The 15,880-nt window shown below is 39.7% G+C and carries 13 protein-coding genes; 12 read left to right on the plus strand and 1 reads right to left on the minus strand.

Translation table 11 applies throughout. The features are described 5' to 3' along the window. The first annotated feature begins 1 nt into the window (after position 1). The 10 genes from Q0M21_RS10470 (at position 2) to Q0M21_RS10515 (ending at position 12,671) form a co-directional block, all read left to right on the plus strand. On the plus strand, positions 2-676 hold the full coding sequence (locus tag Q0M21_RS10470; RefSeq protein WP_295337897.1) for a TetR/AcrR family transcriptional regulator: 675 nt from the start codon (positions 2-4) through the stop codon (positions 674-676). A gap of 2 nt (positions 677-678) precedes the next feature. Beyond that, the gene (locus Q0M21_RS10475) at positions 679-2,343 is read left to right on the plus strand and encodes a peptidase domain-containing ABC transporter (RefSeq protein ID WP_295337899.1); all 1,665 of its coding nucleotides are present in this window, start codon (positions 679-681) and stop codon (positions 2,341-2,343) included. 5 nt (positions 2,344-2,348) lie between these two features. Beyond that, positions 2,349-3,695 carry an HlyD family efflux transporter periplasmic adaptor subunit gene (locus tag Q0M21_RS10480; RefSeq protein WP_295337901.1) on the plus strand — a complete coding sequence of 449 codons (1,347 nt, stop codon included), beginning with the start codon at positions 2,349-2,351 and terminating at the stop codon, positions 3,693-3,695. Further along, positions 3,695-5,080, plus strand: a complete 1,386-nt coding sequence (locus Q0M21_RS10485; RefSeq protein WP_295337903.1) for a TolC family protein — start codon at positions 3,695-3,697, stop codon at positions 5,078-5,080. The genes Q0M21_RS10480 and Q0M21_RS10485 overlap by 1 nt, the downstream gene beginning before the upstream one ends. A gap of 73 nt (positions 5,081-5,153) precedes the next feature. After that, entirely contained in the window at positions 5,154-5,972 is an 819-nt protein-coding gene (gene map, locus Q0M21_RS10490) for a type I methionyl aminopeptidase (RefSeq protein ID WP_295337905.1), read from the plus strand. Further along, positions 5,972-6,742, plus strand: coding sequence for a class I SAM-dependent methyltransferase (locus tag Q0M21_RS10495; protein WP_295337907.1), 771 nt, complete (start codon positions 5,972-5,974; stop codon positions 6,740-6,742). The genes map and Q0M21_RS10495 overlap by 1 nt, the downstream gene beginning before the upstream one ends. Before the next feature lie 67 nt (positions 6,743-6,809). Further along, on the plus strand, positions 6,810-8,060 hold the full coding sequence (locus tag Q0M21_RS10500; RefSeq protein ID WP_295337909.1) for a type IX secretion system plug protein domain-containing protein: 1,251 nt from the start codon (positions 6,810-6,812) through the stop codon (positions 8,058-8,060). Positions 8,061-8,135: 75 nt separating this feature from the next. After that, positions 8,136-8,522, plus strand: a complete 387-nt coding sequence (gene apaG / locus Q0M21_RS10505; protein WP_295337911.1) for a Co2+/Mg2+ efflux protein ApaG — start codon at positions 8,136-8,138, stop codon at positions 8,520-8,522. A 123-nt stretch (positions 8,523-8,645) separates the two neighbouring features. Continuing rightward, a complete protein-coding gene (gene pruA, locus Q0M21_RS10510) occupies positions 8,646-10,274 on the plus strand; it encodes an L-glutamate gamma-semialdehyde dehydrogenase (RefSeq protein ID WP_295337914.1) in 1,629 nt (542 codons plus the stop codon). 108 nt (positions 10,275-10,382) lie between these two features. Beyond that, the gene (locus Q0M21_RS10515; RefSeq protein ID WP_295337916.1) at positions 10,383-12,671 is read left to right on the plus strand and encodes a T9SS type A sorting domain-containing protein; all 2,289 of its coding nucleotides are present in this window, start codon (positions 10,383-10,385) and stop codon (positions 12,669-12,671) included. 27 nt (positions 12,672-12,698) lie between these two features. On the opposite strand, the gene rsmG is transcribed toward Q0M21_RS10515, so the two are convergent. Then, entirely contained in the window at positions 12,699-13,328 is a 630-nt protein-coding gene (rsmG, locus tag Q0M21_RS10520) for a 16S rRNA (guanine(527)-N(7))-methyltransferase RsmG (RefSeq protein WP_295337918.1), read from the minus strand. 114 nt (positions 13,329-13,442) lie between these two features. Between rsmG and Q0M21_RS10525 the strand changes: the two genes are divergently transcribed. Continuing rightward, on the plus strand, positions 13,443-14,537 hold the full coding sequence (locus Q0M21_RS10525) for an acyl-CoA desaturase (protein WP_295337920.1): 1,095 nt from the start codon (positions 13,443-13,445) through the stop codon (positions 14,535-14,537). A 59-nt stretch (positions 14,538-14,596) separates the two neighbouring features. After that, positions 14,597-15,781 carry a pyridoxal phosphate-dependent aminotransferase gene (locus Q0M21_RS10530; RefSeq protein WP_295337922.1) on the plus strand — a complete coding sequence of 395 codons (1,185 nt, stop codon included), beginning with the start codon at positions 14,597-14,599 and terminating at the stop codon, positions 15,779-15,781. Positions 15,782-15,880 lie beyond the last annotated feature (99 nt).

Below are 15,880 nucleotides of genomic sequence, written 5' to 3' on the forward strand. Positions count from 1 at the left end.
TATGAATAGTATCTTATCAAACATTTCAATTACGGTCAACCCGAAACTATTTGTAAAAAACCCTGAGACCTCAGATTTGGGTAAAAAAATCATTCAAAAAAGCATTATTTTAATCGATGAAATTGGCTTTGAAAATTTCACATTTAAAAAACTCGGCGAGCTGATTGGCTCTAACGAAAGTTCTATCTATCGTTATTTCGAAAGTAAGCACAAGTTGATGTTGTACCTGTCATCGTGGTATTGGGGCTGGTTAGAATACCGCATGCTGATTTCAACCACAAACATTCCGAATCCGATGGAAAAACTCCAAAGAGCCATCACTATAGTAACCGAAAAAGTAGAAGATGATACGGCTACATTACACATCAACGAATCGATTTTAAATAAAATCATCATAGCCGAATTCACTAAAACGTTACTTACGAAAGAAGTCGACGAGGAAAATAAAGAAGGTTTCTTTTTAGTGTACAAACGCGTAATCAACCGAATTATTGATATCATTCAAGAAGTGAATCCTGAATACGGTTATGCCAAAAGCTTGGCTTCTTCTATAGTGGAAGGTTCGTTGCACCAACACTTTTTAAAAGACCATTTAAAAACCATTACCAATTGTAATGAAAACAATTCGCCAACCCAATTTTATATTGATTTGGTTCAAAAAACCTTAAGCAAATAACTATGGCACTCAATGCATCTCAAAGGTTAATCAACCTACTCAAACTCGACCGTAAAGACATACTGCAAGTCTTTTTTTACGCCATTTTTGCCGGATTGGTGAGTTTGTCGTTACCGCTGGGAATTCAGGCTATTATCAACTTAATCCAATCAGGACGTGTAAGCGTTTCTTGGATTGTTTTGGTATTTATTGTGATTGCGGGTGTGGCTTTGGTCGGAATATTATCGTTAATGCAATTGCGTATTACCGAAAACTTACAACAAAAAATATTCATTCGGTCTTCGTTTGAATTCGGATTTCGTTTGCCGAAAATCAAAACCGAAGCTTTGCACAATCAGTACCCGCCGGAATTGGCGAATCGTTTTTTTGACACGCTTACCATTCAAAAAGGCGCCTCAAAATTGCTGATTGACTTTTCTTCGGCTTTGCTGCAAATTGTTTTCGGAATCATATTGTTATCGTTGTACCATCCGTTTTTTATCTTCTTCGGAATCTTCTTGATGATGCTGTTGTACATCATTTTTAAATTTTCGTACAGTTCCGGTTTATCCAGCAGCTTAAAAGAATCGAAATACAAGTATAAAGTAGTGAGTTGGTTACAAGAAATAGCCCGAAACAATTTCAGCTTCAAAAAAGCATCTAACTTTGACTATGCGTTAACCAAAAATGACCGATTGGTTTCGGAGTACTTAGCACACCGAGAAAAACATTTCAATGTTATTAAAAGACAATTCACCCAATTGATTATCTTTAAAATCATTATAACCGCAGGTTTACTGCTCATAGGCGGCTATTTGGTTTTGAATCAACAGATGAATATCGGTCAGTTCGTAGCCGCTGAAATTATCATCTTATTGGTAATTAATTCTGTGGAAAAAATAATTATCGGATTAGAAACCTTATATGATGTATTGACCTCGGTGGAAAAAATTGGTCAGATAACCGATTTGGATATAGAAGAAACTTCGACCAAACCTTCCGACTTTTGCTACACCAACATTCAGTTGGCAGCTGAGAATTTAAGTTTCAAATTTCCGGATGCTACCGATTACGTATTGGAAAAGATTAATCTGACCATAGAGCAATCGGATAAAATTTATCTTGAAGGAAACAACGGTTCTGGAAAAACCACGCTTATACGAATACTATCCGGTTTGATGAAACCAACTTCGGGTTCTTTTTACATCAACGATGACACGTACCGAAAAATTGATTTAGAGCAGTACCGATCTCAAATCAGCACCATCATTACCGGCGAAACTCCTTTTGAAGGCACTATTTTAGAAAATATCACATTCAACAACCCGCTGATTTCACAAGAAGATTTAAAATGGGCTATCGATAGTGTTAAATTAGGCGATTTCATTAAATCTTTACCGAAAGGTTTGGAAACCAAAATTTATCCGGAAGGCAAACAACTCTCATCATCTAACGCTCAAAAAATTCTGTTGGCACGAAGCATCATCAATCGCCCAAAAATTTTATTCTACGAAGATTCTCTGGATAAAATGGATAATGATGCGGCTAAAGAAGTAATTGATTTTATCACATCAAATGAAAACAAATGGACTTTAATTGTTTCCTCTAAAAATGAGTATTGGAAACAAAAATGCAACCGCAAGATTACTATGAGCGAAGGCAAAATTATTAACGACACTAAACAATAATACAAATGCTTAACATTTCTAACAACAATCGTATCGATCAAAACATAGAAAAATACAGCACTTTCAAAACGCTGAGCAATCGTCCGCATTACAAAGTTTTGAATAAAATTATCGTTGGTGTATCCCTATTTGGTTTATTGATTTTGTTTTTACCTTGGACACAAAACATTTCGGGTTCAGGTGCCGTAACGACGCTAAAACCGGACCAAAGACCGCAAACCATTCATACTGCCATAGCCGGTAGAATCGAAAAATGGTATGTCAAAGAAGGTGATTTTGTACAAAAAGGCGACACCATTTTATTTATTTCAGAAACCAAAGAAGATTACCTCGACCCGAACTTGGTTAAAAACACCGAAAGCCAACTCAAAGCCAAAGAAATGGCCGAGCAATCCTACGGTGGCAAAGTAGTTTCGTTAGAAGGCCAAATCCAAGCCATCCGCAAAGAACGTCAGCTGAAATTGCAACAAGCCAACAACAAAATCCGTCAAGCCATCTTAAAAGTCAAAAGCGACAGTATGGATTTGGTAGCCGTGCGTACCCAAATTAAAATTGCCACTACCCAATTCAATCGCTCCGTAGCATTAAATAAAGAAGGCTTGAAACCGATGACCGATGTGGAAGAAAAACGCTTGAAATTGCAAGAAACCGAAGCCAAAATCATCACACAGGAAAACAAATTATTGGCCAGCGAAAACGAATTGATTAACGCCAAGGTTGAAGTCAATCGCATCGTTGCCGAATACAACGAAAAAGAGCAAAAAGCCAGCAGCGACCGATTTACCGCCTTGAGCAGTCAGTACGATACTGAAGCGCAAGTTAACAAACTCAAAAACCAATACACCAATTACCAAATCCGAAACGGGATGTATTACATCAAAGCACCGCAAAGTGGTTATGTAAACCGTGCGTTGCAATCAGGAATTGGTGAAACCATTAAAGAAGGGACTCAAATTGTAAGCATCATGCCGGCCAAATACGACATCGCCGTAGAAACTTTTGTTTCGGCTACCGATTTGCCTTTATTGCACAAAGGAGAAAAAGTCCGAATCTGGTTCGATGGTTGGCCCACTATCGTATTCTCTGGTTGGCCAAACTTGTCTTACGGAACTTTCGGTGGTAAAATTGTAGCCATCGAAAACTTTATCAGCGACAATGGTAAATTTCGCGTTCTGATTGCGCCGGATGAAAACGAAGAAGCGTGGCCAAAACAAATCAGCATCGGTTCGGGTGCGCAAACCTTAGCGTTACTCGACAATGTTCCGGTTTGGTTTGAGATTTGGCGTACGCTGAACGGATTTCCGCCAAACTATTACCAGCCTAAAAACAGCACTTCAAAAGACAAAAAATAATGAAATCGATTCTCATAGGTTTTTTATTGTTCGGATTTTCGGTTTGGAGTCAAAACACTTCCAAAGAACTTACCTATAATGAGTTTTTGGGCTATGTTAAAAAATACCATCCGCTGGTGAAAAGCGCCAACTTAGAAATCAATCAGGCTCAAGCCAATTTAATGATGGCACGCGGCGGTTTCGACCCGAAAATTGAGGTTGACTTTGAACAAAAGAAATTCAAAGACAACGAATATTATTCGATTTTAAACAGCAGTTTTAAAATCCCGACATGGTACGGCGTAGAAATCAAGGCCGGATTCGACAATAACGAAGGGATTTACCTCAACCCCGAAAACACCGTGCCTAACCAAGGGCTGACTTCCTTAGGGATTTCGGTTCCGCTTGGACAAGGTTTATTTATCAACCAACGTATGGCCGATTTGCGAAAAGCTAAAATCCAAGTGAAATTGAGTCAGGCCGAAAGAAATTTAATGGCGGTTTCGGTTTTATACGATGCTTCGGTGGCGTATTTCAATTGGAAACGAAACTACAACGAAGTCACACTGTATCAAACCTATCTCAATAATGCCAACATCCGCTATCAAGGAATATCCAAGTCGATTGAACAAGGTGACAAACCCGCCATTGACAGTGTTGAAGCCGGTATAATCGTTAGAAACAGAAAATTGAGTTTGGAAGAATCACAGTTGAAACTGGCCAAAGCCAAATTGGAATTGGCCAACTTCCTATGGTTGGAAAACAATGTGCCGCTCGAGTTGCAAGACGAGATTATTCCGGAAGAGAATTTGATGCTGACCATCAAAGAAACTTTGCGTACTAACGACCTGATGTTGGACAATCCATCCTTGGAAAATCATCCGAAAATTAACGCTTTGGAACAAAAAATCGAAATGCTCGAAGTGGAACGAAAACTCAAAGCTAATATGTTGTTGCCGAAAATCGACTTAGGATATTCCTATTTATCCGAACCACGGTATTTTGATAATTATCGGTTTCAGGATTACAAAGTTGGTTTGAATTTTTACTTTCCCCTTTTTTTGCGAAAAGAACGCGGTAGTTTACAATTGGCTAAGTTCAAGTTACAAGATGTGAAATTCGATTTGGATTTGGAGCGCGTTTCCTTGAAAAACAAGATCAAAGCACAACAAACCGAAATCAGCTCCTTAGAAAAACAAAAACAGTTGATTGACAATCTGGTCGTAGATTACAATACGATGTTGACTTCGGAGGAACGATTGTTTTCCTTTGGAGAAAGCTCCATTTTCTTAATCAACACCCGAGAAAACAACTTGGTTTCGGCCCAATTATCCAAACTGTTGATAGAAAACCGTTACTTCGATTCGAATGCCAAACTGTTTAAAATCATGGCCAATCCTGAATAAGTAAGCTTAAAATAATTACTTTTGCAACCTCATTCACGGCAACAGGCCTGAAGTAAAAGTCAAATTACAGCAGATGATTATTCAAAAAACCGCAGAAGAAATCGAATTGATGCGCGAAAGTGCCTTATTGGTTTCCAAAACCTTAGGCATGATAGCCAACGAAATAAAACCGGGAGTTACTACGTTACAACTCGACAAATTAGCCGAACAATTCATTCGTGACCATCAAGCGGCTCCGGGATTTTTAGGTTTGTACGGCTGTCCGTCAACTTTGTTGACCAGCGTAAACGAGCAAGTAGTTCATGGTTTGCCTACCAATCGCCCTATCGAAGAAGGCGATGTGGTATCGGTAGATTGTGGCGTTTTGAAAAACGAATTCTACGGCGATCACGCCTATACTTTTGAAATAGGCGAAGTAGCTCCGGCGACCAAAAAATTATTACAGGTTACCAAAGAAAGCTTGTATGTTGGGATTCGCGAATTTAAAATCGGGAACCGCGTGGAAGATGTGGGTAATGCTATTCAAAAATATACCGAAGCACACGGTTACGGTGTAGTTCGTGAATTAGTCGGACATGGCTTAGGGCGCGTCATGCACGAAGCACCCGAAATGCCAAACTACGGTAAAAGAGGTCGTGGCAAATTATTTGTTGAAGGTATGGTGGTTGCCATTGAGCCTATGATTAATATGGGAAGTCGCAACATCAAAACCTTAAAAGACGGCTGGACAATAGTAACTGCAGACAAAAAACCAAGCGCGCATTTTGAACACAATGTAGCCTTGGTAAACGGCAAGCCTGAATTGCTTTCGACTTTTGCCTATATTTATAAAGCTTTAGGTATCGAGAGTAACGAAGAAGATGAATTCCGTCAAAAACCTCTGGTACTGTAATGAAAAAACTATTCAAATTCATCTTAAACACAATTCCGAGACCTATCTTAATTCGGTTAAGCATAGTGGTGCGTCCGATTTTGGCTTTTGTTTTGAAAGGCAGTCGTTTCACTGATCCGATTGACGGAAAAAGTTTCCGCATGTTTTTACCCTACGGTTACGGCAATCAGAGAAACAATGTGTTGTCGCCGAGTACACTTTCGTTGGAAAGACACCGTTTGTTGTGGTTGTATTTGCAAAACGAAACCGATTTTTTTACCGCTAAAGAGAAAAAGAAGGTCTTGCATTTTGCGCCCGAACAGGAATTTTACAAACGTTTTAAGAAACAAAGTAATATCGAGTATACGACTACGGATTTACTGTCGCCTTTGGCAGATGTGAAGGCCGACATTTGCAACTTACCTTTTGAAGACAACCACTACGATATCATTTTTTGCAACCATGTTCTGGAACACATTCCGGATGACACTAAAGCCATGCAGGAATTGTATCGTGTATTGAAACCGGGCGGCATGGGCATTTTCCAAATTCCGCAAGACTTGTCGAGAGCGGTAACTTTTTCAGATGACAGTATCACCGACCAAAAAGAGCGCGCTAAAATTTTCGGTCAATATGATCACGTTCGCGTGTATGGCAGGGATTATTTCGACAAATTGAGAAGTATCGGTTTTACTGTAGTTGAGGAAGATTACACCCATAAAATCGCCCCTGAATTGGTCGAGAAATACTGTTTGGCTAAAGGCGAAATCATTCCGGTTTGCTTTAAGTAAAATATAAGATTTGGCATTATTCTGGTTAAGAATATATTAGTATCTTTACTATTCTGATAAAAAAGCTATGATTCAAAGAATTTTTGCCTTTAGTATGCTGTTATTGACTTGCTGCGTTGCTGCTCAAGTTGAAAAAGAAATCCCGCCACCTTACAACATCAAAACCGTTAGCTTTGTTCAAAACGGCCAAAATGCTATCCCGATTTTCCGATTGGGAGATACGTTTCAATTCCAATTTGACGATTTATACGGTAACGAAGCCAATTATTTTTACACCATCACACATTGTGATTACGATTGGAAGCCTTCGCAATTGTTTAAAAACGAATACTTGAACGGTTTCGACGACCAACGCATTCAGGATTATACCAATTCGCTTACCACGCTTCAGCTGTATTCGCATTATCGATTGACTTTCCCCAACCGATTTACCCAATTTCGAGTAAGTGGCAACTACATTATCAAAATTTTAAACGATGACAAAGAAGTCGTTTTTACTAAAAAATTCATTTTATACGAAGAATTGGTAACCGTTCCGATGCAAGTCAGAAGAGCGCGAAACTTATCAGTCATCAACCAAAAACACAATCTCGATTTTACTATCAAATCGACTACTATTACCTTCCAAAGTCCGTTGCAAAACGTAAAAGTAATGCTGTTGCAAAACGGTAAATTTGACAACGCCATAACCGGAATCAAACCGCAGTTTACCATAGGTAACGATTTGGTGTACCGCTACGATACCGAAACCCAATTTTGGGCCGGGAATGAGTTTTTATTTTTTGAGAATAAAGACATCCGAGCCGCCAACAACAGTATAGGTCGCATCGATTCGAATGGTGGTATTTACAATGCACATTTGTACCGAAACGAAGCCAGAGCCAACGTACCATACACTTATTTCCCGGACATTAACGGGAACTTTATTGTAAAAAACATCAACGCTCAAAACAACGAAATCGAAGCCGATTACGCTTGGGTGTTTTTCACACTTTCAGCGCCAAATTACTTCGGTAAAAAATCCATTTATGTCAATGGTATGTTCAATGGTTTTGCCATAGGAGAAGAGAACAAAATGGAGTACAATGCCGAAAAAGGCGTTTACGAAAAAGCCATTATGATCAAACAAGGATTCACCAATTACCAATATGTTATTGCGGATGCCAATGGTAAAGTTGATGAAGAAAACGCTATCGACGGTAATTTTCATCAAACCGAAAACAATTATTTTGCCTTGGTTTACTATCGAGAAAACAACCAACGTTTCGATCGCATCATCGGTAAAGGAATTGCCAGCTCAGTCGATATTACTTACTAATCAAAATTTAACATCTAATTCACTTAAGCAAGCGTATTTTTTGTAAATTTGACAACCTAATAGAATGAATACTACATGGTTTCACAAATAACAAGAGGCATTAAAATTTCGGTTTTGACTAGTTTTGAAGGTACTTACTTCAAGAACTACAAGATTCATTTTGCCTTTAGTTACGAAATCACCATAGAAAATCACAGCAAAGATTCGGTACAACTTAACTCGCGTCATTGGGAAATTCTGGATTCGCTCAATGAGAAAGAAATCGTTGACGGCGAAGGTGTGATTGGTAAAAAACCGGTACTCAAACCGGGCGAAAAACACACGTACAATTCGGGTTGTTTATTGTCTTCTCCTTTCGGAGCGATGAGCGGTTACTTCAACATGATTAATTTTACGACCACCAAAACCTTCAAGGTAATTGTACCAACCTTTAAGTTGAGCGCGCCTTTTGCGTTGAATTAATTTTGGTCCAACATCTTACCGAAATTTCAAATTTTCCTTTGTACTTTTGTGTAAAATTCAATAATCTGCAGCGTTTGGATTATTTGACTTTAAAATTGTCTAATTTTCAAAAACAACATCACTATGCCAAAAGGATTTTTTCATGTCCCTAAAGCGGTCAATGAACCTGTAAAATCATACGCTCCTAATTCGCCTGAAAAAGCAGCCGTTTTAGCAGCCTACCAAAAAATGTGGAACGAAACAATTGATGTTCCTAACTATATTGGCGAGGAAGAAATTCGCACCGGAAACACTAAAAATATGACGGCACCACACGACCACCAACACGTGGTTGGAAAATACCATTTGGCCGAAAAAGTGCATATAGAAAAAGCCATTGCCACCGCCTTAAAAGCCAGAGAAAAATGGGCTGCCATGGCTTGGGAACAACGCGCCGCCATCTTTTTAAAAGCAGCCGAATTGATTGCCGGACCTTACCGTGCCAAAATCAACGCGGCAACAATGATTGCACAATCGAAAACCATTTTCCAAGCCGAAATTGACGCCTCTTGTGAACTTATCGATTTCTTGAGATACAATGTGCAGTTCATGACACAAATCTATAACGACCAGCCAAACTCTGTTTCTGATGTATGGAATCGTGTAGAATACCGTCCGCTGGAAGGATTTGTTTATGCCATCACGCCATTTAACTTTACTGCCATTGCCGGTAATTTACCATCAAGTGCCGCTTTAATGGGTAATGTGGTGGTTTGGAAGCCTGCAGCAACACAAGTCTATTCAGCTAACGTAGTCATGCAAATTTTCAAAGAAGCCGGCTTACCGGATGGCGTTATCAATATGGTAATGGGCGATTCGAGTATGATTTCGGAAGTGTTGCTAAACAGTCCACATTTAGCCGGTGTTCACTTTACGGGTTCAACAGAAGTGTTTAATGATATTTGGGCAAAAATCGGAAGCAACATCAGCCAATACAAATCGTATCCGAAAATCGTTGGAGAAACCGGAGGAAAAGACTTTATCATTGCGCATCCTAGTGCCAACGTAAAACAAGTCGTGGCCAATACCATTCGCGGTGCGTTTGAATTCCAAGGACAAAAATGTTCGGCTGCTTCGAGAGTGTACTTCCCTAAATCGCTTTGGCCGGCCATTAAAGAAGAAATGGGCAAAGAATTGGCTACCATCAAAATGGGAAGCCCTGAAGATTTCTCTAATTTCGTTACGGCGGTTATCAGTGAAGCTTCTTTTAATAAATTGACCAAATACATCGACCAAGCCAAACAAGACGCTGATACTGAAGTTATTTTTGGCGGCAATTACGATAAATCAAAAGGATATTTTATAGAGCCAACGGTCATTTTAACTTCAAATCCTAAATATACTACTATGGAGACCGAATTGTTCGGCCCGGTATTAACTATTTATGTGTATGAAGATTCTAAATGGAGTGAAACTTTAAAATTAGTCGATGAAACTTCGAACTATGCCTTAACCGGAGCGGTTTTCAGCAACGACCGTTACGCTATTGAAGAAGCTGCATCCGCATTACAAAACAGTGCCGGGAATTTCTACATCAACGACAAACCAACCGGAGCGGTTGTTGGAATGCAACCTTTTGGAGGTGCCAGAGCTTCGGGTACCAATGACAAAGCAGGTTCAATGCAGAATCTATTGCGTTGGGTATCGCCTAGAACCATCAAAGAAACCTTTGTTACGCCTGTTGATTATCGCTATCCTTTTTTAGGCGAATAATCGTATCTTATTCAAAATCAAAAAAGTCCGAGTATATACTCGGACTTTTTTTTATTCTCAGAATGGTATTTTTTGTATATTCGAACGTCAAAATCAAAAATTGAAACTATGAAAAAAATTACGTTACTGATTTTTTGCTTTGTATCACTGTTCTCAGCAGCGCAAAATCAATCTTGCGACTTACTCAGAGAATTAAGCGAAACCAAAATTATTTACGATCGGGTTTTCGGTATTTCCAACGCCACTCAAAGGCTACAAACCGAAATCAGTTCGAATGATTTTCTTCAAGTTTACCACGAAATACAAAGGGCCGATTTTTTGTCGCGTTTGCCTAAAGTCGAAGTACTGAGAGAAGCTGCCAAGTTAGGAGCCGTGAAAAACGAAATTCCTCTCGGAGTTTTAATAACCGATTTCGAAAGCTTAAGCCCCGATGCGATTCAAAAAGGTGCTGTTTTTTTGAATGCCCAACAACAATACCAACTTAAGAATGGCGCGACAGCTATTTTTCAACGCCACGCTTTGAATATGATATCACCGTTGGTTCTCAAATCCAAAACCAATGTGGTGACTTTCGTTTTGAAAGACGAGTTTATTTTCAACACTACCGCTCGAATCATTAGCAACATTGCTTACCAAACCAGTGAAGATAAAGAATGGAGAACTATCAAGCAAAACCAACCTTTTACCATTCATTTCAATAACGATGGCCAACAAACAGTAAATTGTCGTATTCAATTTAGCAATGGTGAAACGGTTCATCAAACATTTGTCATTCAGGTTGCAACTGGATTTAACAGTACCGCCAGAAACAATCAAAACTCCTATGCACCAAATGCGATTAATACGGTAACGGCCACCATTCCATACCAAGGTTTTGGGGAAACTGCCGCTTTCTTAGGTCAAGGTGAATACGAGATTTTTCCCGATACTGTTGACGGTATTTTGGACAAACCGGTTTTTTTAGTAGATGGTTTTGATCCGGGCGACTCCAGAAATATTCCTGCTTTATATGCCAGTTTAAATTACGGTACCAATCAAAATTTAGCCGATTACTTAAGATCACTCGGATTTGACATTGTTTTGGTGAATTTTCCAAACTATATACGTCCAAACTCTACTGTAGTAGTTGATGGAGGTGTAGATTTTATACAAAGAAATGCGTTTGTTTTGGTGCAAATAATTAATCTCATTAACGCACAAAAAGTAGGTGTTGAGAAAAACGTTATCATCGGACCAAGTATGGGCGGATTGATTTCGCGTTACGCGTTACGCTACATGGAAATGAATAATTTGGATCACGACACTCGTTTGTACATTTCGTTTGATTCACCACACCAAGGAGCTAACGTCCCTATTGGCTTCCAACACCTGTTTAATTATATGGCCTACGGACCCTTAGGCAGCACAGCAGTTCAACCGGTAGTGGACGGTTTAATTAAAAGTCCTGCGGCCCGACAAATGTTGATAGATCATTTAGAAGGTCATTTACAAACCGGAAGCGCTTTTGAATTCAACACTGCAAGCAATTCATTGTTACCAACCGGAGCACCTAACTTTAGAAACGCGTTTCAAAATGAATTGAACACTATGGGATTCCCTACTACCGTAAGAAACGTTTCTATTGCTAACGGAGCCGGAAACGGAACTATGAATTACACTCCGAATTTTGAGGTAATGAACCATACCTTCAACGTAAATTCTACACAACGCGCCATCATAAACCTGCGTTTTACCCCTGCAGCAAATCAAACGAATCAAGTGAGCCGATTCCGCGGACAAGCTTTTCTTTTTACTTGGCTAACTGTTTATGAAAGTTTAGCGAATTCTAAAGCCCCGACAGATACTGACGGATTGGACACAGCTCCAGGTGGAAGATTTGACATGAGTGGTTTTCAAGCCGATTTGGGAACCGACCCTTTATTAACGGAGTTCTTTAATAACTTAAACGCTGATTATTTTACATTTATTCCCACTTGGAGTTCGATGGCTATCTCCGGAACTAACAATTTGTATGCTCCGGTCACCGGTTCATCAACAACTCCGTTTGTGGCATCTTCAATACCAACAGTTAATGAAAATCACGTGACTTTAAACTCCAACAACGTGACTTTTGCTTTGAATGAAATTATCAGTGGCGCTTTATCTACCAATGACCAAGTACTAACTTCACTTTGGATCAAAAATCCGGCTGACAAAACCATCGAAATCAATAGTGATTACAGTATAGAAAATGCGGCTATTACAGTAACTGATATGTTAGGCAAAATCATTTATAGTGTGAAGCATCAAAACATCAACGGAACACTTGAGATTCCGGTGACCTTAACCAAAGGCATTTACCTGATAAACATCAATACCGAAAACGGAAGCATCACCAAAAAGATCATCAAAAACTAAAAAAAGCCTCTCGATCGAGAGGCTTTTTTATGGCTTAAATTGTAACGGTAAATGCACTACTTTTTTGGTTTCGAAAAAAGAATCAGAGAAAAAGTCGGCTATATTGTATTCGGTGGCTTTCGGAAAATCTTTTAATTCTACGGTTAAATCGCCACCTTTTAAATACAAAATACCGTTATGTAAGGTGTGTTTGTTTTGCTTTTTAATTTTGTCTTTCACCCAACCATAAAAATCAGGCATATTGGTCACGGCTCTGCTGACGATAAAGTCGTAGTCGCCTTTTACATTTTCGGCTCTCATTTGTTCTGCTTTGACATTTTTCAAACCCAAACTTTCAGTAACCGCTTGTACCACTTTGATCTTTTTAGCAATAACGTCAATCAGGTAAAAACGCGTTTCGGGGAATAAAATAGCCAAAGGAATCCCGGGAAACCCGCCGCCTGTACCTACATCTAAAATGTAAGTTCCGGGTTCAAAAGGTTGGATTTTGGCAATGGCCAACGAATGTAAAACGTGTTTGGTGTACAATTCGTCGATGTCTTTTCGGGAAATAACGTTAATCTTCGCATTCCAATCGTGATACAGCGCTTCCAATTTCTGAAACTGTAAAAGCTGATTATCAGTAAGATTAGGAAATTGTTTAATAATTTCTTCCATAAAAAGAGTTTTCAACAAAAATAGCGTTTTAGTTGATATTTATGATAGCTTTATCATCTTTAAAATAATTATATAATTATCTTTACAGAAATTTTTAGAATACCCTTTATATTTATGAATACCACAACACCTGTTTTCTCTAAGAACGATAACCTTAAGTTTTTCAGAACCCTAAACTCCAGAGTAAACAACTACTTCAAAGAAAACAACCTCGACAAAACCGGAAATTGGAAATTACACCTTAAAACCGTGGTGATGTTCACCATCTTCCTCACGCCTTATTTCATTTTATTAGCGATGGACATGCCGTTTTGGGCTTATCTATTGCTCAATGTTGTCATCGGAATCGGGATGGCCGGCGTTGGTATGAACGTAATGCACGATGGCAACCACGGCTCTTATTCCAACAAATCATGGGTAAACAAAATCATGGGTGGCAGTATTTATATCCTAGCCGGAAACGTATATAATTGGCAAGTACAACACAACGTTTTGCACCACACCTATACCAACATTTTAGGACACGATGAAGATTTGGAAGCCGGACGAATTTTGCGTTTTTCCAAAACCGCTAAATGGTATCGTTTCCACAAATTCCAACACTACTACTCGATTTTCCTTTACGGATTACTGACTTTCAATTGGGCCATTACAACAGATTTTCTTCAAATGAAACGCTATTTAAAAAGAAACTTATCTTATGGCGAATTCAAAAAACCGGTAATCCGCTGGACCACATTAATCATTACCAAAATCATTTACTTCACCATTTGGTTAGTTATTCCAATGGTTATGGGCATCACTTGGTGGAAAGTAGTTTTAGGCTTTTTAGTAATGCATTACACTGCAGGAGTAATTTTGAGCGTCGTATTCCAATTGGCGCACGTGGTAGAAGATACCCACAATCCTATCCCGGATGAAAACGGCGAGATTGAAAACACTTGGGCGATTCACCAATTGTTTACTACCGCTAACTTTGCCCCAAAAAACTGGTTGGTCAACTACTACACCGGCGGATTGAATCACCAAATCGAGCACCACATTTTCCCGAATATCAGCCACATTCACTACGGCAAAATCGCCGAGATTGTCAAACAAACAGCCAAAGAATGTGAGTTGCCTTATTACGAATTTAAAACCACGCGCGCAGCTATCATTTCTCACTTCAAACATTTGAAAGAACTGGGAAGACAACCTCAACTAGCCTAATACCAAAACAGACGCCACTTTGGCGTCTGTTTATTTAACCCCATTTTAAACACAACACAATGAGTATTTTATCGGACAGAATTAACAATCTATCTACCTCACAAACCTTGGCTATGGCAGCCTTGGCCAGAGAATTAAAAGCCCAAGGCAAAGACATCATCAGCTTGAGTTTAGGTGAACCCGATTTCAACACGCCCGACTTCATCAAAGAAGCAGCCAAAAAAGCCATCGATGACAACTACAGCACCTACACTCCGGTTGACGGATATGTAGAACTGAAAGAAGCCATCTGCCGCAAGTTTAAAAGAGACAACAATCTTGATTACAAGTCAGGTAACATTGTAGTTTCCACAGGTGCCAAACAATCCTTATACAACGTGGCGCAAGTCATGTTAAACGAAGGCGATGAAGTCATCCTTCCCGCACCGTATTGGGTTTCTTACTTCGAAATCATCAAATTGTCCGGCGGCGTTCCGGTAGAAGTCCCAACATCGGTTGAAAGCGATTTTAAAATCACACCCGAGCAACTGGAAAAAGCCATCACGCCTAAAACCAAAATGATGTGGTTCAGTTCACCCTGTAACCCAAGTGGTTCAGTGTACAACCGTGAAGAATTAGAAGCCATCGGCAAAGTCTTGGAAAAATACCCAAACATCTATATCGTTTCAGACGAAATTTACGAACACATCAACTTCTCAGGAACATTTTGCAGCATCGCTACTATTCCGGGCTTGTTCGACAGAACCATTACGGTTAACGGTGTCGCCAAAGCCTTCGCCATGACCGGTTGGAGAATTGGTTACATCGGCGCACCCGAAATCATCGCTAAAGCGTGTACCAAAATGCAAGGCCAAGTCACTTCAGGCGCTAACTCAATCGCACAAAGAGCCACCATTACTGCCGTAGATGCTGATCCAAGTGTGTTAAACGACATGGTTTCCGCCTTCAAAAATCGCAGAGACTTGGTAGTCGCCTTAGCCAAAGAAATTCCGGGCTTCAAAATCAACGTGCCCGAAGGTGCCTTTTACCTTTTCCCTGATGTTTCGGCGTATTTCGGTCAAACCTTACGCGGAAAAACCATCAACAACGCCGACGATTTCTCGATGTATTTGCTCTCCGAAGCCAACGTAGCCACCGTTACCGGCGACGCTTTCGGAAATCCAAACTGCATCCGCTTGTCCTACGCCACCAGCGAGGCCTTACTAACAGAAGCTTTCAAAAGAATCGCAGCAGCACTAGCTTAAAACCATACGCCTCAAGGAAACTTGGGGCTTTTTTATAGCGTTACCCTTTGGGTCAGGCTTTCGGCTTTATCTCTCCGCTACACTGCGAGGATATCGCCT

This window comes from Flavobacterium sp., from assembly GCF_024710485.1.
GTDB lineage: Bacteria > Bacteroidota > Bacteroidia > Flavobacteriales > Flavobacteriaceae > Flavobacterium.